The organism is Methylobacterium radiodurans (assembly GCF_003173735.1).
Classification (GTDB): domain Bacteria; phylum Pseudomonadota; class Alphaproteobacteria; order Rhizobiales; family Beijerinckiaceae; genus Methylobacterium; species Methylobacterium radiodurans.
Window position 1 is genome coordinate 3,556,605 of record NZ_CP029551.1, and the last position, 16,599, is coordinate 3,573,203.

Annotated in this window: 15 protein-coding genes; 8 read left to right on the plus strand and 7 right to left on the minus strand. The window is 69.7% G+C overall.

Annotation, left to right across the window (positions count from 1 at the left end; genetic code table 11):
* Positions 1–384: 384 nt before the first annotated feature.
* Entirely contained in the window at positions 385–948 is a 564-nt protein-coding gene (locus DK427_RS16605) for a DUF1003 domain-containing protein (protein WP_109952229.1), read from the minus strand.
* A gap of 400 nt (positions 949–1,348) precedes the next feature.
* Positions 1,349–1,660: a hypothetical protein gene (locus DK427_RS16610; RefSeq protein WP_109952230.1), complete on the minus strand. Its 312-nt coding sequence runs from the start codon at positions 1,658–1,660 to the stop codon at positions 1,349–1,351.
* Between the two features lie 385 nt (positions 1,661–2,045).
* Between DK427_RS16610 and DK427_RS16615 the strand changes: the two genes are divergently transcribed.
* Entirely contained in the window at positions 2,046–2,342 is a 297-nt protein-coding gene (locus tag DK427_RS16615) for a hypothetical protein (protein ID WP_109952231.1), read from the plus strand.
* Positions 2,343–2,442: 100 nt separating this feature from the next.
* A complete protein-coding gene (locus DK427_RS16620) occupies positions 2,443–2,670 on the plus strand; it encodes a hypothetical protein (RefSeq protein ID WP_162559811.1) in 228 nt (75 codons plus the stop codon).
* Positions 2,671–2,855: 185 nt separating this feature from the next.
* Here the strand turns inward: DK427_RS16620 and DK427_RS16625 are convergent, their stop codons facing one another.
* Entirely contained in the window at positions 2,856–3,575 is a 720-nt protein-coding gene (locus tag DK427_RS16625) for a Crp/Fnr family transcriptional regulator (protein WP_109952233.1), read from the minus strand.
* 451 nt (positions 3,576–4,026) lie between these two features.
* On the opposite strand from DK427_RS16625, the gene DK427_RS16630 reads away from it, so the two are divergent.
* Together DK427_RS16630 and DK427_RS16635 are read left to right on the plus strand one after the other, a co-directional pair.
* Complete coding sequence (locus DK427_RS16630; RefSeq protein WP_109952234.1) at positions 4,027–5,256, plus strand: hypothetical protein; 1,230 nt, start codon at positions 4,027–4,029, stop codon at positions 5,254–5,256.
* Positions 5,257–5,297: 41 nt separating this feature from the next.
* Positions 5,298–5,978 carry an HAD family hydrolase gene (locus DK427_RS16635; protein ID WP_109952235.1) on the plus strand — a complete coding sequence of 227 codons (681 nt, stop codon included), beginning with the start codon at positions 5,298–5,300 and terminating at the stop codon, positions 5,976–5,978.
* Between the two features lie 16 nt (positions 5,979–5,994).
* Here DK427_RS16635 and DK427_RS16640 read toward each other — a convergent pair whose 3' ends face one another.
* A complete protein-coding gene (locus DK427_RS16640; RefSeq protein WP_109952236.1) occupies positions 5,995–6,582 on the minus strand; it encodes a YgjV family protein in 588 nt (195 codons plus the stop codon).
* Positions 6,583–6,729: 147 nt separating this feature from the next.
* Here DK427_RS16640 and DK427_RS16645 point away from each other — a divergent pair, with 147 nt between their 5' ends.
* Positions 6,730–8,181 carry a sugar porter family MFS transporter gene (locus DK427_RS16645; protein WP_245930597.1) on the plus strand — a complete coding sequence of 484 codons (1,452 nt, stop codon included), beginning with the start codon at positions 6,730–6,732 and terminating at the stop codon, positions 8,179–8,181.
* Here the strand turns inward: DK427_RS16645 and glf are convergent.
* Positions 8,154–9,314 (minus strand): UDP-galactopyranose mutase, encoded by a 1,161-nt coding sequence (gene glf / locus DK427_RS16650; protein WP_109952237.1) that lies wholly within the window; start codon positions 9,312–9,314, stop codon positions 8,154–8,156. The two genes, DK427_RS16645 and glf, sit on opposite strands and share 28 nt — an antisense overlap.
* 23 nt (positions 9,315–9,337) lie before the next feature.
* Positions 9,338–10,477 carry a glycosyltransferase gene (locus DK427_RS16655; RefSeq protein ID WP_245930598.1) on the minus strand — a complete coding sequence of 380 codons (1,140 nt, stop codon included), beginning with the start codon at positions 10,475–10,477 and terminating at the stop codon, positions 9,338–9,340.
* A 361-nt stretch (positions 10,478–10,838) separates the two neighbouring features.
* Between DK427_RS16655 and DK427_RS16660 the strand changes: the two genes are divergently transcribed.
* Genes DK427_RS16660 through DK427_RS16670 form a run of 3 tightly spaced genes read left to right on the plus strand, consistent with a single transcriptional unit; the run spans position 10,839 to position 15,915 of the window.
* A complete protein-coding gene (locus DK427_RS16660) occupies positions 10,839–12,947 on the plus strand; it encodes a sugar nucleotide-binding protein (protein ID WP_109952239.1) in 2,109 nt (702 codons plus the stop codon).
* Positions 12,944–14,092 carry a beta-glucosidase gene (locus DK427_RS16665; protein WP_109952240.1) on the plus strand — a complete coding sequence of 383 codons (1,149 nt, stop codon included), beginning with the start codon at positions 12,944–12,946 and terminating at the stop codon, positions 14,090–14,092. Before DK427_RS16660 ends, DK427_RS16665 begins: the two co-directional genes overlap by 4 nt.
* Positions 14,089–15,915, plus strand: coding sequence for an ABC transporter ATP-binding protein (locus DK427_RS16670; RefSeq protein ID WP_109952241.1), 1,827 nt, complete (start codon positions 14,089–14,091; stop codon positions 15,913–15,915). The genes DK427_RS16665 and DK427_RS16670 overlap by 4 nt, the downstream gene beginning before the upstream one ends.
* Before the next feature lie 205 nt (positions 15,916–16,120).
* Here DK427_RS16670 and DK427_RS16675 read toward each other — a convergent pair whose 3' ends face one another.
* Positions 16,121–16,588: an HAD family hydrolase gene (locus tag DK427_RS16675; protein ID WP_109952242.1), complete on the minus strand. Its 468-nt coding sequence runs from the start codon at positions 16,586–16,588 to the stop codon at positions 16,121–16,123.
* Between the last annotated feature and the right edge of the window lie 11 nt (positions 16,589–16,599).

Here is a 16,599-nt window from a genome sequence, read left to right on the forward strand (position 1 = left end):
CTGTGCGTGAATACCGTCTCAACCGCTTGGTTGTCCGTGCGCGCGAGTCCTTCGTCAACGGCGGCCGGCACATCGTCGAAGGAACGATGGAGGACCTCGGATGACGTCGTCGGGAAACGTCGGCTTTTCCGGTAGCCCGTCTCCTAAGCGGACAGGCAACTTTCGGCCACTATCGGTCGCTCATGCCGCTCATCAGAATGCCCGTAAGCGGACCTTACGAAGGCCTGCTTTGGGTCGAGAGCGGCGGTTCGGCGCCTGCAGGCATAATGTCGGCTCCTGGCGCGATAGCGACCGAGGCAACCTACAGAGGGACAATGCGGAGTAAATCCTCGCCTTTGACCCTCTGGACGGTTGAAACCCAACCGCCGGCTGCACAGCCGAAGGTCAAGAGCCGCCGTTCCGTTCGATCTCGTCGAGAACAGCGTCAGGTGCAACATCCTGTCTGAGTTCGCCGACTTCGGGATCAGCTTCGGTCTCGATGCCGAGGTGCTCCGTGATCGCCGACACCATCGCGACAAGCTTCGTCACCTCGTGCTCGGCCAGGAGGCTGATATGCAGATCGAGGTCAGCACGCTTGTCGGCAGCAGCGGCCATGCGGTTCTGGCTGATCAGCACGAACGTCGAGAGGAAAATCGCCTCGACAGACGCCGAGGTGCCCAGGATCACGAAAGACTCGTCCCACTTCGGCAGGATCGGCAACAGACCAGAGTTCACGAGGGTCCAGAAGCCGAAGAGCATGACGTGCAGGCAGACGAAGGTCATGCTGCCGGTAAACCGCGTGATCGCCTCGGCCACGCGCTCCTGCATCGAGGCAGCCCGTTCCGCGGCACTCCGGCGCTCCTGCAACGTCCGGATGTTGCGCATGAGGGCTGGCGCCAGCCCTCCCGGCTCAGGGGGTGGATAGGTCGCTCGTGCAGGCAGGGGCTTCTGCTTGTCTTGCCTTGGCATCGTGGCATGTCTCAGGAGGAGCCTGCTTGACCAACCTGACCCCGCATCGGGTGATCCCGCCCGCAAGAGGCAAAGCTGCCCCGAGGCCGAGGCCGTAAGCATACGTTACCTCGACGCCCCCCATCCGCTGGTCACGTGTTGCGGGACGGGTGCTGACCCTTTGCAAACTCTATGCGTCGGCTTGAATTTGTCCGGTTCGCTGCTGGAAGCGGATGTCCCACCGGAAAGCGAGACCGGCAGGAAATTCAGCTAACGCACCAACCATGCATGGCCGAAGGCACAGGCGGGTCCGACAAAATCAGGCTCGATCGCTTGCCGATCAGGCTCAGGATCAGTCCTGCCCACGCCTCAACGTCGTGCGAACGTGAGCAGTCTTGCGGCCGTTCGACCGGAACTGGGCCTACACACTCTTCCGGACGACGTGCTCGGGGCGCAGACCGTCCGGGGTCGGCGTGAGCAAGGGCGCGAGGACATCGTCGAAGAAGTCCGGTGTCGGGCCGAGATCGACCCGGTCGCCGAGGATGCGGCGGGCCGACACAATCTTCTGGAAGGCCTGCCGGCTTGTGCCAGCGTTGCGGGCCACATCCTCCAGACGGCGCAGCCTCTCGATTGTTAGGATCGTTGCTGCAGCCGAGGGCTCCGGACCGTCCTGCACCAGTTGCTGAACCAGCCAGGCCGTTTCCGAATCGATGTCTGCGAACTGCGCATCCATATCGATCCCTCTCTGCGATGGATGTCTACCCCACCGCATAGAGTCGGAACCAACCCCCGGCGTTAACCTCGGTGAAGACCGAGGGTCCCTCGTGGAAGACGGTTCGAAACCGCACGTAAAACCAGGAAGCCTTTCGCTTGTTGCACATGTGAATGCGGGTGATGCGCCGCTCCTTACGCTCCGCATGTCGGCCTGCAGCGAATGGCTGGCCGGCGCCCTGCGGGCTTCCGCCGTCTCATTCCCCCGATCTGGCGGAGTTCGCAGGGCATCGAGCCCGACTCAAGCCTGCACCAGCGCACCTCAGTCCGCTGGTGCAGGTCCTTCCCGGGCAGGGTGCAGACCCCACGATCCGGACCCTGCCTCGGCCACGATCCTGGAGGAACCGATGAGGATCAGCCCCGCCCTGACGGCCGCAGCGGCCATTGCCATCCTGACCAGTGCCGCCGTCGCGGCTCCCTGCGCGATCGGCACGACCACGAACAGCCAGGGCCGGAACGAGACCGCCGACAAGAGTTCGAACACCGACAGGACGACGAAGAACCTGGCCGGTGGTGAGCATGCGGGGGCTCCGAAGACGGTAGGCGCCATGAACAATCTGGGTGCCGCCGAGCAGCCGAGCCCCGGCGAGAAGAAGCCGCCGGAAGGCCAGGTGATCCGTGGCCCGTCGAGCAACGATTGCTGAGACGGCGCACGCCCGACGCGGCCGCGGCCAGTCTCGCGGTCGCGCGGCCTTCGTCCTGTCCGGCCTGCCGCCTTCGGGCGTGTCGATCGTGGTGCCCTGCATGCCGTTGCCACCGCAACCTGCCGATGATCCGGTGATGCGCAGGCTGGTCGCGCTGATCCATGCGCCGCTGCCGAACTCGGCCCATCGCGCACGCATCTACCTTCTGGAGCAGCTTCACCTGCTGGAAGAGGAGGCGCTTGCGACCGGCGCCAAGCCCGAGATCCTACGCGCGATCCGATCCACGCAGGCCGTCATCCGATGCAGCGACCCGGTGATGGGCGCGTAACGGCGATCATAAGCTTTCCTGGCAAGGGCTCGGCGGCAATGTCCGACGCGCCGGATCAGGACTCCATCTCGCTCGCTGGGCTTCCGGGCCTCGCTGGTCAGGCGTTGCTCGGCCTGCGGCCGGACCACCGCAGAGGCAGAGTTTTCTGGCTCCTCCCCAGCCGGCAACGATCGAGAGCGCGGGAGTCAGGCCGGCGCCACGCTCCGATAGGGGCCGATCAGGCGCTCGTACTCCGCCTCCGCCTTGCCGTAGGTCTCGCCAGCCGCGGCCTCAAGCTTGGCACGGTCCAGCACGATGATGAGGCCCCGCTTCGCCCGGATCATGCCCGCCCCTTCCAGCATGTGGGTCGCGATGGTCAGGCTGGAGCGGCGCACCGCGAGCATCAGCGACAGGAACTCGTGCGTCAGGGGCAGTTCGTCGCCGTCGACCCGGTCGTGCGCGAGCAGGAGCCAGCGGGCGAGGCGTTCCTCGATCTTGTAGGCGCCGTTGGAGAGCGCGGTCTGCGACAGGACGAGCAGGAAGGTCTGCACGTAGCGCATCAGCACGCCGGTCAGCGCAGGGCTCTGCTCCATCGCCGTGCGCAGCCGGTCGGCCTCGATCCGCAGCCACGTCCCCTCGATCTGGACCGTGGTCTCGTGCGGCGTGCGGTCGGCGCCGAGGACCAGGGCCGTGCTCACCATGCCCTCCCATCCGAACAGGCCGACCTCGAGGCGCCGGGGCTCGCTCGTGTTCGAAATGATCGAGGCGAGCCCGCTTTCCGGGAACCAGGCGTGCGTGAAGGGCTCGTCGGAGCGCACGACCACATCGCCCTTGGCCAGCGGCACCGGCACGAGATGGGGCGCGAGCAGCGCGAGATCGGCCGGCGGCAGCGCGCGGAGCAGACAGTTCCGGAACGGTTGGGTCATCGCACCTTCGTGGTGGGCGCGCTGGACCGGCGCGGTTCTGAAGGGCCCTCACCCGTCCTACAAAGGACAGCCCCTCCGTCTCATTCGCATAAGTGTAAGAGCCGAACCGAGCCGGTCTCGTGCTCTCGCCATCCGGTCGAGCACCGGCTTGGTGCGGTATCGAACCGGATCCCTCGCCCTGGCGAACGGTTGGCCTTGTATCCAATCAAGGTAGTGTAACTCACAATGGCGCCTACAAAACACAAATCCGACACTCAAATCTCGACCGAAACGCTTCTGAACGTGATCTGGCGCAATATTCCCGCCACCCGACGCATCGCGGAGGCGAACGGCCTCGGCCACCGAGGGGCGGCTCTACTGCGCAAGGCGTCCTGACGTCCCTAAGGCCGGGCTCGCGACGTTGGGGCCGGCCTTTCGCAACGGGGACTCGTCCGGTCGAGGATTAACAACAATGCTGCACATTCATTTCGGCGCGGGCCGCCTCGGCCTGGGCCTGGTCGTACCTGCGTTCCAGTCGCCCACGACCGAGAGCGTCATCCTGAACCGCGCCGTCTCCGGCGCGAACGCGACGGGCAACACGGCACTCGGCGCAGAGCGGCGCAACGCGTTGCTGCGGGACAACCCCGAGCGGACCTACCACCTGCGCATCCTGGACGGTGCCGAGGCGCCGACGCAGCGCGTCCGCTACGCGGGCTTCCACACCTACGCCGATAAGGGGCTTGGGCGGTTGACGCGGCAGATCGCCGGCGCCTCGGCGGCACAGCACCGGGGCGTCGTCGTCACGGCCTCCGTGCTGAAGCGCGAGAATTACGGCCCGGTGATCGAGGCGCTGTGCACGCTGGCCCGTCTGCGCGAAGCCGGCGAGCCGATCGGCCCGATCTTCCTGGTCGCCTGCGAGAACACCGTCTCGGCCCAGGAGGTACTGGCTGAACTCCGCCCGGCCGACGGGCTCACCCCGGCCGGCGCGGCCGTCCTGCGCCGCCAAGTGACGCCGGTCGCCGCACTCGTCGACCGGATGTGCGTCGATCTGGAGGAGGATGCGTCGGGAGCGCACCCGACCGTCCGTGTGCGCACGGAGCCCTACGCCTCCCTGAAGCTGGCGCTCGGGCCCGATACGGAGATCCTGCGCGACCTCTGTGCCGGCAGTGGAATCGACTTCGGGCGCCATCTCGACGTCGAGAAGCAGATCAAGGGATGGCTGCTCAACGGCACGCACTGGCTGATCGCCCTGCGGGCCTTCCAGGCCAGCGGCGGCGACCACGCGATGAAACTCAACGCTTTCATGGCGGCCTCGCCCGGGGAGCGCCGCCACGCCATCGCTGTGATGGACGAGATGCGCGAGGGCGTCGCGCTTCTGCTGCGGCGCGATCCCGCCTACGCGGCCTTCGTGCGCGACGTCGATGTCGATGCGTATCTAGTGGGCGCGGCGACCGCCATCCTCCAGCGCTTCTTCGCGACCGAGGACCCGATCACCCGCATCCTGGCCCGCTTCCAGGCGCCGCCGGCCGGCGATCCGGGCCCGATCGAGGCCTTCAGCAGCCGCTTCGCGGACCGCATCAACGGGCCGCTCGCCGCCTACGAGGCCGAGAAGGGCGTGCTGCCCCCGGCGGCGAGCCGCAGCCTGCTGAGCCTGCTGCACCTCGTCCAGTCCGGCACCTTCATCGACGCCCGCGCCCAGTGAGCGGCCGCGCCAAGCCGCTCCCTCAAGAAGGAACAGACCGCTTGCAAACCCCGACTCTGATCTTCGACTGCGACGGCGTGCTGATCGACAGCGAGATCCTCGTCTGCCGCCTCGTAGCCGAGGAACTGACGGCGTTGGGCTTCCCGATCTCCGTGGCGGAGGTGATCCGGCGCTTCGCGGGGCGTCCGGAGGGCGCGATGCTGGCCGATCTGGAGGGGGAGCACGGCACACCCATGCCGGAAGCCTTCCTGGCCCGGACCCGCGAGCGCACCGCCGCCGCCTACGCCACCGAGCTGCGGGCGGTTCCGGGCGTGGACGCGGTCCTGCGGCGCCTACGCGCGCCGGTCTGCGTCGCCTCGAGCAGCGCGCCCGGCAAGCTGCGGCAGGGGCTTGAGACCACCGGGCTCCTCGGGCATTTCGGCGCAAACGTCGTCAGCGCCTCCGCGGTCGCGCGCGGCAAGCCGGCGCCGGACGTCTTCGTGTATGCGGCCGGCTGGATGCGCAGCGCCGTGCAAGATTGCGTCGTCGTCGAGGACAGCGTGCCGGGCGTGACCGCGGCCCGCGCCGCGGCAATGCGTACCTTCGGCTTCACCGGCGGGTCCCACTGCCCGCCCGATCTGGAGGCGCGCCTGCGGGCGGCGGGCGCAGAAGAGGTCTTCAACGAGATGGCCGCGCTGGAGCGGCTCCTGCCCGCGGCCTTCGCCGAGCCGCTGGCGGCCTGATGCTGGCGGCTCAGGATCAGTGGGACGGAACGGGACCGAGTGTCGAGGCGGGAAAGCGCTCGGCCGCCCGCTCACGCAGTAGGGACGCCGTCAGACCGAGGAGGCCGAGGCAATCGCAGGTCAGGCCGTAGACGGAGCCCACCAGGAGGTTGTGGACGGCCCAGCCGAGCGCCGCGCCGATCAGCAGGAGCCGCATGACCTGCGGCGAGGCCTGGAGGCGCGCGGCCGTCGCCACGAGGGTGGCGGCGCCCGCGAAGACCGAGGGCAGCCCATTCCAGGTGGCGAGCGTCAGGCCGGCGGCGAGCAGGAAGAAGGCGGCGAAGGCCGCGTCGAGCCAGGCCGGGCGTCCGAGGGCCGTGACGAAGCGGGCGGCGAGCAGGCACTGGGCCACGGCGATCAGGTTCATCGCGGTGCCGGTGGGGGAGCCGAGGCGCAGGAAATGCGCGCTGAAGCAGAGCCCGCAGCCCGCCGAGCAGAGCAGGATCAGCCGCCGCTGCGGCATCAGCCCGGCGGCGAATCCGAAACACAGGCCGAGGAGGCCGAACAGGTCGAGATGGGCCGCGGCGGCGCGCACGAAGGCCGGGGCGGCTTCGAGGGGGAACATCGACGGATGTCTCATCGGCGGGGTTGGGGACGCGGATCTCCTCGGCTGAAGCGATGGCGCGATTAGGGACAATCGGGGGCAGGGTACGGCGCGGCGAGGGCGGCGGAAAGGCGGGTGCAGATGCATGAGGGCAGGACCGCGCGAGCGGTGAGGACGGACACCCCGGCCCGGGCTGCGCCGCCGGGCATGAACCCGTTCATGAGGCTTGTGGCCTCCACGGCGGCGATCGGCGGGTTCCTCTACGGCTACGACACCGGCATCATCGCGGGCGCGCTGCTCTCGATCAGCGCCGAGTTCGCGCTCTCGCACGCGATGCAGGAGGTCGTGGCGGCCGCGATCCTGTTCGGAGCGGTGCTGGGCGGGCTCGGGACCGGCGCGGTCTCCGACCGGTTCGGGCGGCGGCGGACCATCATGGCGATCGCCGCGATCTTCACGCTCGGCGCGACCGCCGCGAGCCTCGCGCCCGACCCGACGACGCTCGCCCTCGCCCGCGTGGTGCTCGGCATCGCGGTCGGGGCCTCGTCCCAGTCGATCCCCGCCTACGTGGCGGAGCTCGCCCCCGCCGCGCGGCGGGGACGTCTCGTCGTGGCCTTCAGCGTCGCGATCGGCCTCGGTATCCTGAGCGCGAGCCTCGTGGGCTACGGGCTGCAGGACGTGCTTTCCTGGCGCACGATGATCGCCGCGGGAGCGGTGCCGGCTCTCGTCCTGTTTGCCGCCATGTTCACCCTGCCGGAGAGCCCACGCTGGCTCGTGTCGCAGGACCGGCGGGCAGAGGCGCGGCGGGCGCTAGCCCGGGTCCGGCCCGAGGGAGCCGACCTCGATGGCGAACTCGCGGAGGTGGCGGAGACGATCCGGCAGGGCCGGGCCGCCCGGCAGGCCGGCGGCTGGCGCGGCCTGACCCGGGCCTGGGTGCGGCCCGCCCTGGTCGCGGGCTGCGGCACCGCGGCCTTCACCCAGCTCGTGGGCATCGAGATGATGATCTACTACGCGCCGACACTGCTGAAGGGGGTCGGCTTCAGCGAGGACGGCGCGCTGCTGACCAATGTGGGGATCGCGGCGATCTACCTCGCCATGACGGCGCTCGGCCTTGCCATCGTCGATCGGGTCGGCCGGCGCCGCCTGTCGCTGCTGACGCTGCCGGGCGCGGCGCTCTCCCTCGCCGTCCTCGGCGCGCTCTTCGCGCTGGGCCGGACCGGGCCGGAGGACGCGCCCTACGTGATCGCCTGCCTGTTCCTGTTCATGATGTTCCAGGCCGGCGGCCTACAGGTGATCGGCTGGCTGACGGGCTCGGAGGTCTACCCGCTCTCGGTGCGCGCGGCTGGCACGAGCGCCCAGGCCGGCACGGTCTGGGGCGCGAACCTCCTGCTCACCGGCACGGCGCTCTCGCTGATCCACCATCTGGGCGCGGGCGGCGCGATGTGGGTCTATGCGGGCCTGAACGCGCTCGCCTTCCTGTTCGTCTGGCAGTTCCTGCCCGAGCTGAAGGGGCGCAGCCTGGAGGAGGTCGAGGAGGCCCTGCGCTGCGGGCACTTCACGCCGGAGCATTTCGCCACCGGCGCCGGCACGCTCCGTCAGCCGGCCGAGGGCGCAGCCTCGTAGAGCGGTGACGCCGGCCGCCGCGTCCCGGCGGCGGGGCGTTCGAGCGCCGCGTCGATGCGCCGGAAGGTGGCGAGCGCCTGTCCGACGATCTGGTCCATGTTGTAGTAGCGGTAGGTCGCCAGCCGCCCGACGAACCAGACGTTCCGCTCGGCCTGCGCCAGGGCCTCGTAGCGCTTGAACAAGGCCTGGTTCTCGGGCCGCGGGATCGGGTAGTAGGGATCGCCCTCAGCGCTCGGATACTCGAAGGTGAGCGACGTCTTCGGGTGCTCTTGCCCCGTGAGGTGTTTGTACTCTGTGATGCGCGTGTAGGCCTCGGTCTGTGGATAGTTCACCACTGCCACCGGCTGGTGCTGTGCGACGTCCCGCGTGGTGTGGACGAAGCGCAGGCTGCGATAGGGCAGCCGCCCGTAGCGGTAATCGAAGAAGGCGTCGATCGGCCCTGTATAGATCAGCCGCCGGTGCGGGATGACGTCGCGCACATCGCTGAAATCGGCGTTCGTCATCACGTGGATGTTGGGATGGGCCAGCATCCGCTCGAACATCCGCGTGTAGCCCTCGGCCGGCATCGACTGGAACGTGTCGGTGAAGTAGCGGTCGTCGCGGTTGGTCCGGGTGGGCACCCGGGCCGTGACCTGCCGGTCGAGCTCGGATGGATCGACGCCCCACTGCTTGCGTGTGTAGCCGCGGAAGAACTTCTCGTAGAGTTCGCGACCGACGGTCGCGACCACTACGTCCTCCGAGGTCCGGATCTCCGGCACCGTCTCGGCGCGCGCGGCGAACCACGCGGCGAGCTCGTCCGGGCCGAGGGCGAGGCCGTAGAGGCGGTTGATCGTGTCGAGGTTAATCGGGATGGGCACGGCCTGGCCGTCCACCATCGCCAGCACCCGGTGCTCGTAGGGGCGCCACGCGGTGAAGCGCGACAGGTAGGAGACAATCGCCTCTGCGTTGGTGTGGAAGATGTGCGGCCCGTACTGGTGGATCAGCAGACCCGCCTCGTCCAGACGATCGTAGGCGTTGCCGCCGATGTGGTTGCGCCGGTCGATGATCAGCACGCGCTCGCCGCGCTCGCGCGCCAGCCGTTCCGCCAGGACGCTGCCGGCGAAGCCCGCGCCGACGATGAGCCAATCGTACATGGGGCGTGCTCCAGTTCGGGGCGTCAGACCGGGGATGCGCTCTGCGGCAGGCGGTAGAGGTCTTGGCGCGCGCGGCGGCGCAGCCGGTCGCGGATCAGGGCCAGCATCTCCGACCATGTCCGGTCCCAGGATCGGTCGGCCAGGCACGCGTCGACCCGCCCGAGCCACGCCGCCCGCGGCCCGGCCAGCAGGGCCTCGGCCCGGAGGACGATCCCGTTCGGCGTGTCGGCCACCGCGACGAGGCCGACCTCGCCGTAATCGCGCACCACGTCGGTGATCGGCGTCGAGACGACCGGCAGGCCGGCTGCCAGGAATTCGGGCGTCTTGGTCGGGCTGATGAAGCGGGTCGCCTCGTTCAGCGCGAACGGCATCAGACCGAGATCCCAGTGGCGCAGGTAATCCGGCAGCGCGGCGTAGGATTTCGGGCCGAGCCAGTGGATGTTCGGGGCCCGCGGCAGGCTCGCGGGGTCGATCTTCACGACCGGGCCGATCATCACGAAGCGCCAGTCCGGCCGCTGCGCGGCGAGCGCGGCCAGAAGTTCACGGTCGAAGCGCTCGTCGATTACCCCGAAGAAGCCGAGGCGCGGGTGCGGGATCGCGGCTTGGTCCTCGGGGTCGGGTGCGCCGGCCACCCGAGCGCTCCCGAAATGCGCCGCATCGACCGAGGAGGGAAAGCAGTGAAGGTCGCCGTGCCGGCCGCGCTTGGCCTCGTAGAGGCTGCGGCCGCCGGTGAAGACGAGGTCGGCCTGTTCGAGGAGATCCGCCTCCTGGGCGATCAGCTCCGGCGAGGCGCCCTGAAACGCCGAGAGCTCGTCCATGTTGTCGAAGATCGTGAGGTCCCGCGGCAGGTCCGCCGAGATGCTGAGAGCAGCGGGCGTGTAGTACCAGACCACCCGCGGGCCGGGCGGTGGGTCGCGCAGGTGCTCCCGGATCAGCGCAGCCTGGACGCGGTCGGCCCGGTAGGCGTCGGCCGGCGCCAGGACCGGTACCGCCACGGTGACGCCGGGGGCGACCGTCTCGACCCGCAGTCGGCCGGGCTCGCCGTCCTCGAAGACCGGCTCCTCGACGAAGATCACGTCGAAGTCCCGCGCCGCCCGGCCGAGCAGGTGCTGCGGGCGTTGCCAGACGAAGCCCCAGCGCAGGTGCGAGAAGCACACCAGCATGGGCCTGCGCAGATCGCCGGGATCGGGGATGGTGGAGGTCTGGACCGGATGCTCGCCGAGTTTCGCTGCGGGAGCGCTGCTCCCGGACGCATGCATTCCGTTCACACCCTCACCCCTGCTGTCACACCGCCATCAATGCTTCAATTCCCGTTCCAGGCTATTTGTTCTCCGGAAGTTCGGGCGTATTTCAAATTAATTTACAACCTATGTTGTTTTAATTCGCATGAAAATGAGCCATCTGCCGCGCAAATCTCATTTAACTTTTGATATATTTACAATCTCTGCCTCAGTGTGGAAACTTTCGGACGCCGTCGTCTCTTCCCGAACCGTACGGCCGGGGTCCCGTGCGAGAGGCGACGCGATGCTGGAGGTTTGGGGGGGCGTGGAGTGCAGCGTCGTCCGCATCCGGAACGCCTATCGGGATCAGGTCGCCGAGACGGGCCATCGCGACCGCCCGGAGGATCTCGACGCGATCGCCGCGCTCGGCATCCGCACGCTGCGCTACCCGATCCTCTGGGAGAGCGTCGCGCCCGACGATCCGGAGACCTGCGACTGGTCCTGGCACGACGCGCGGCTGGCGCGCCTGCGCGCGCTCGGGATCGACGTGATCGCGGGTCTCGTTCACCACGGCAGCGGACCGCGCTACACAAGCCTCGCCGATCCGAATTTTCCGGCGTTGCTCGCCCAGTACGCCGGCCGCGTGGCGGCCCGCTACCCGTGGATCGAGCGCTTCACCCCGGTCAACGAGCCCCTGACCACGGCCCGCTTCGCCGGCCTCTACGGCCATTGGTACCCGCACCGACGCTCGGAGGCGGAGTTCCTGCGGATGATGTTCAACCAGTGCCGCGCCACCTTGCTGGCGCTGCGCGCCATCCGGGCGGTCACCCCGGGCGCGCATTTGATCCAGACAGAGGATGTCGGGCGGACCTTCAGCACTCCCGCGCTTGCGGAGCAGGCGGCCTACGAGAACGAACGGCGCTGGCTCAGCCTCGACCTGCTCTGCGGCCGGCTGGACCCTACCCATCCCTGGTTCGAGCGCTTTCTGGCGCTCGGCCTGCCCCGGGCAGAGCTGGAAGCCTTCCTGACCGGCGAGGCGCGGCCGGCGCTGATTGGTGTGAACCACTATCTCACCAGCGAGCGCTACCTCGACGAGCGGACTCGCGCCTATCCGCGTCATCTGCGCGGCGGGAATGGGCGCCGCCGCTACGCCGACGCCGAGGCGGTGCGGCTGCGCCACCTCGCGGATAGAACCGGGCCGAAGGCGCGCCTCGACGAGGTCTGGGCGCGCTACGGACAGGCGCTTGCCGTCACCGAGGTCCATCACGGCTGCAGCCGGGACGACCAGCTCCGCTGGCTTTCGGAGGTCTGGCAGGCCGCGGTGGATCTGCGCCGGGAGCAGGTGCCGGTCGAGGCCGTCACCGTCTGGTCGCTCTTCGGGGCGGTCGATTGGAACACGCTGCTCGTGGCGCGGGCCGGCCATTACGAGCCGGGCGCCTTCGACATCCGTGCGCCGCAACCACGGCTGACCGCCTTGGGCCAGGCGACCCGGGAACTCGCAGCAACGGGCGGGTTCAGGCACCCGGTACTCGCGGCGCCGGGCTGGTGGCGCCGGGAGTGCCGCTTCTACGCGTCGGAGCGGGGGACGGGCGAGACGGCTGGAGCGCCCGGCGTCGCTGTGCTGCAGGACGGCGCGGGCTATGCCGAGGCCATCGCGCGGATCTGTGCGGCGCGGGGCCTGCGGCCCGTCATCCTCGACGAGGCGGCGCTGCCCGAGGCGCTCGCCCGCCCCGGGCTGTGGGCCCTAATCGACCCGACGCCGCTCCCGCTGGAGGAGATGGTCCTGCGCTACCCCGGCGGCAGCTTTCGGGCCGGGATCCGCACGGGCGCGCTTCGGGCGGGGATCGCGGCGCGGGCGGACCTGCGTTTCCTCACCGTCTCCTCCGCCCTAGTCTTCGAAGGGCAGGCGGGGCGACCCCTCACGGAGGACGACCCCGTGCAGCCATGCGGTCCCTACGGGCACAGCGCTGCAGAGCGGGAGGCCCAGATCCGCGCCGCGCATCCGGGCGCCCTCGTGGTGCGCACCGGCCCGGTCTTTGGGCTCAGCGGCGAGGCCGCGCTCCGGCTCCTCCCAGACCGACCGGACCGCCGGGCCTGGCGCAGCACCGAGGCCGACCTCGTCTCGCCCGCCTACCTACCGGACCTCGTCCACGCCGCTCTCGACCTCCTGATCGATGGGGAGAGCGGCATCTGGCACCTCGCCCATGCGGGCGCGACGACCTGGGCCGGCCTCGCGCACCGCCTCGCGCGGGCCGCGGGCCTGCCGCAGCCGGCGCCCGAGCCGGCCGGGTCGGGACGGATCTTCGTGCTCGCGAGCGTCCGCGGCAGCCTGATGCCCGCCCTCGACAGCGCGGTCGCCCGCTGCGCCGAGGCGCTGCTGCGCCCCGGTCCCGGACGCTGCGCGGCGGAATGAGCGCGCCCGTGCGCCCGCCAGGCTCCCCGTTCCGCAGCCTGTTCCTCGGCGGCTTCGAGTGCTCCACGCACCGGCGCGCCGACGGAAGACGCCTCGACCTCGTGGCGGCGACGGGCCACGACCGGCACGCCCTCGCCGATTACCGGGCCCTCACCGAGCACGGCATGCTGGCGGCGCGCGACGGCCTGCGCTGGCACCGCATCGAGACCGCGCCGGGCCGCTACGACTGGTCGAGCGCGCTGCCGATGCTGGAGGCCCAGCGCGAGACCGGCCTGCAGGTGATCTGGGACCTCTGCCATTACGGCTGGCCGGACGATCTCGATATCTGGTCGGACGGCTTCATCGAGCGCTTCGCGGCCTTCGCGGCGGAGGCCGCGCGGTGCATCCGGCAGGTCTCAGGCGCGCCGCCCTTCCTGTGCACCGTCAACGAGATCTCCTACTGGGCCTGGGCCGGCGGCGAGGTCGGGCGGATCGGGCCGTTGGCGACGGGTGCCGGGCCCGCGCTCAAACGCCAACTCGTGCGCGCCGCCCTCGCCGCGACGCGGGCCGTGCGCGCGGTGGAGTCGGCCGCGCGCTTCCTCCTCGCGGAGCCGGCGATCCACGTCGTCGGCGGTCCTGACCCGGAGAGCCGGGAGGCGGCCGCCGCCTACCGGGCGGTGCAGTACGAGGCCCTCGACATGGTGGCGGGACGCCTCGCGCCGGAGCTCGGCGGGGCGGCCGCCGCGCTCGATCTCGTCGGCCTGAACTTCTACCCGGACAACCAGTGGGTCCATGGCGGCGGCACGATCCCGCTCGGGCACCACGCCTACCGGCCGTTCCGCCAGATGCTGGCCGAGGCCTACGCGCGCTACGGCCGGCCGCTCCTTGTCTCCGAGACCGGGGCCGAGGGTACCGCGAAGGCCGCTTGGCTCCATTACGTCTGCGGCGAGGTGCGGGCCGCGCAGGCGGCGGGTGTGCCGGTCCTCGGGATCTGCCTCTACCCAATCCAGGACTATCCGGGCTGGGAGAACGAGCGGCCCTGCGCCGTCGGCCTCTTCTCCGCACCCGACGCGGCCGGGGTCCGGGCAATCGACGGACCGCTCGCGGCCGAGTTGCGCGAGCAGCAGGTCCGCTTCGAGGCGGCAGGATGGGGAGAGCGCGCATGACGCAAGAGTTCGGAGGCGCGGGATTCGAGACAGTCGGACCGGAGGCCGGCTCGGGCCCCGCGCATCTGCGCGACGGGGGCCGCTTCATCCTGCACCACATGCGGGCGTGGCGCGGGCATTTCGCCGTCCTGTTCTGCCTCGTCGTCGCCTCCGCCGGCTGCGGGATCGGCCAGCAATACGGGTTGAAGCTCTTGGTCGATGCCCTGGCGGGTCCGCGTGCGCTCGGCGAGGCGGTCCTGTGGGCGCTCGCCCTGTTCCTCGTCCTCATTGCGATCGAGGCCGCGCTCGCGCGCCTGACCGGGTGGCTCGCCTGCCGCACGACGGTCGGCGTCGGCGTGGACCTGCGCAACGAGCTCTTCGACCACCTGAGCGGCCAGTCGATGCGCTACTTCGCGGAGAACCTCGCCGGCTCGCTCGGCCAGCGCATCACCGCCACCGCGGGGAATTTCGGGGCGCTCATCAACACCGTCGTCTGGCGCATCATCCCGCCCGTTGTGGACGTGGCCGGCGCGGTGCTCATCTTCGCGAGCCTCGACGGCGTCCTCACCCTGGCGCTCCTCGCGATGATCGTCGTGGTGACGGCGGGCCTGATCTGGTTCGGCGCGCGCGGGCGCCCGATCCACCGGGCCTATTCGGGCGAGGCCGCGGCCATCGCTGGCGATCTGGTCGATACCATCGCCCATATGTGGACCGTGAAGGCGTTCTCGGCCCGGGTGCGCGAGCGCGAGCGCCTCGGGGCGGGCTTCCGCCGGGAGGCGGCGGCGCAGCGGCGCAGCTGGCTCTATCTCGAGAAGGCGCGCCTCATTCACGACGCCGCGCTCTGGGTCCTCGCCGCCGGCATTCTCACCTGGACGCTGCAGCTCTGGAGCCGCGGCGCGGCGAGCGCGGGCAGCGTCGTCCTGGTGGCGAGCCTCACGCTGCGGATCCTGCATTCCTCGAAGGACATGGCGCTCTCGCTCGTCGATGTCGCGCAGCATTTCGGCTTCATCGAGGAGACGCTCTCGGTGATCGCCAAGCCCTGCACCGTGCGGGATGCGGCCTGCGCCCCCCCACTGATCGCCCGCCGCGGCGAGGTCGAGTTGGAGGGCGTCTCCTTCGCCTACGGTTCGGGCCCGCCGGTGCTCTCCAACGTGACGCTCACCATCTCGGCCGGCCAGAAGGTCGGGATCGTCGGCCCGTCGGGGGCTGGCAAGTCGACGCTCGTTCACCTGATCCAGCGGCTCTACGACGTCGATGCGGGCGAGATCCGTATCGACGGCCAGCCGATCGCCGCCGTGCGGCAGGACTCGCTGCGCGAAGCGCTGGCGGTGGTGCCGCAGGAGATCGGCCTCCTGCACCGCTCGGTGAGCGACAACATCCGCTTTGCCAGACCCGAGGCCGACGACGCGGCCGTGATGGCGGCGGCACGTGCGGCCGCTTGCGACGGTTTCGTACGCGGCTTGGCCAACGGTTACGACACAATCGTCGGCGAGCGCGGCGCGCGGCTCTCGGGCGGGCAGCGCCAGCGCATCGGCATCGCCCGCGCGATCCTGAAGCGAGCGCCCATCCTACTTCTCGACGAGGCGACGTCTGCCCTCGACACCGAGACCGAGATGGCGATCCAGGCAGCACTCGTCCGTATCATGCGGGATCGCACGGTCATCGCCGTGGCACACCGCCTCTCGACGCTCACCACCTTCGACCGGATTCTGGTCGTCGAAGGCGGCCGCATCGTGGAGGACGGCACGATCCGGCAATTGCGCGAAGCGAACGGCCTCTTCGAGGAGATGTGGCGCCTGCAGGCGGAGGGATTGTCCGATGCCGGCGTGATGGATGCGGCCTGAGCGCGAGCGGCGGCGCGCAGATCAAACAAGGTCCCAGGTCCGGCCGTAAGGGGGGATATGGCTGCGACAAAGTGACAAGAGAATGTTGAAAGCGCTCACTCGGACAAGGTAATTATTAATGTATTTCTTGGCAGGCGGCGCGCGATCGCCTGATCTACTGATGACCTTTGGCGGATACGCTCTCGCGCCGCGCCTTCTGTGAGCGTCACAGGAAGCCGCGCTCGCGCAACTGTCGGACCGAGGCCCGCGCGCTCCTGTGATGGATGAACACACCGCCGGCCCCCTCCCACAGGTGCCGGTACTTCTCGCGATCATCCACCAGGGCATCGCCCGGGTGGCAATGCTCGCGCTTCAGCGCCGCGCTGGTCGTGATCACCTCGGTATCTGGGAAATGCCGCGCCGCCCAGCGGCGCTTCTGCGGCTCGGCCCAGTCGCCTCGCGGCAGCCCGGTGAGAATCACCGGGTCGAGGTGGCGCACCGCGCCGTAGAGTTCGAGAGCATCCGGTAGGAGATCGAGTGTGCCGAAGAAGTCGGGTGCCTCGGCGAGACGTCCCCAGAAACGTCCTGGGCCGTAGCGACGCTCGAACTCCCTCGGCGGCACGCCTAGAACGCGCGCGGCACCACCGTCGAAATCGGCGAGCACGCCGTCGCAATCGAGGAACACAGTCGGCATCCGGGCGCTCA

Excerpts from the sequence above, each read along its gene's own strand:
- DK427_RS16655 (WP_245930598.1), bottom strand. The coding sequence starts at position 10,477 with ATGCTGGTGTGCTTCTCGCACCTGCGCTGGGGCTTCGTCTGGCAACGC.
- DK427_RS16615 (WP_109952231.1), top strand. The coding sequence starts at position 2,046 with ATGAGGATCAGCCCCGCCCTGACGGCCGCAGCGGCCATTGCCATCCTG.
- DK427_RS16675 (WP_109952242.1), bottom strand. The coding sequence starts at position 16,588 with ATGCCGACTGTGTTCCTCGATTGCGACGGCGTGCTCGCCGATTTCGAC.
- DK427_RS16620 (WP_162559811.1), top strand. The coding sequence starts at position 2,443 with ATGCCGTTGCCACCGCAACCTGCCGATGATCCGGTGATGCGCAGGCTG.
- DK427_RS16660 (WP_109952239.1), top strand. The coding sequence starts at position 10,839 with ATGCTGGAGGTTTGGGGGGGCGTGGAGTGCAGCGTCGTCCGCATCCGG.
- DK427_RS16605 (WP_109952229.1), bottom strand. The coding sequence starts at position 948 with ATGCCAAGGCAAGACAAGCAGAAGCCCCTGCCTGCACGAGCGACCTAT.
- DK427_RS16610 (WP_109952230.1), bottom strand. The coding sequence starts at position 1,660 with ATGGATGCGCAGTTCGCAGACATCGATTCGGAAACGGCCTGGCTGGTT.
- DK427_RS16630 (WP_109952234.1), top strand. The coding sequence starts at position 4,027 with ATGCTGCACATTCATTTCGGCGCGGGCCGCCTCGGCCTGGGCCTGGTC.
- DK427_RS16640 (WP_109952236.1), bottom strand. The coding sequence starts at position 6,582 with ATGTTCCCCCTCGAAGCCGCCCCGGCCTTCGTGCGCGCCGCCGCGGCC.
- DK427_RS16625 (WP_109952233.1), bottom strand. The coding sequence starts at position 3,575 with ATGACCCAACCGTTCCGGAACTGTCTGCTCCGCGCGCTGCCGCCGGCC.
- DK427_RS16665 (WP_109952240.1), top strand. The coding sequence starts at position 12,944 with ATGAGCGCGCCCGTGCGCCCGCCAGGCTCCCCGTTCCGCAGCCTGTTC.
- glf (WP_109952237.1), bottom strand. The coding sequence starts at position 9,314 with ATGTACGATTGGCTCATCGTCGGCGCGGGCTTCGCCGGCAGCGTCCTG.
- DK427_RS16670 (WP_109952241.1), top strand. The coding sequence starts at position 14,089 with ATGACGCAAGAGTTCGGAGGCGCGGGATTCGAGACAGTCGGACCGGAG.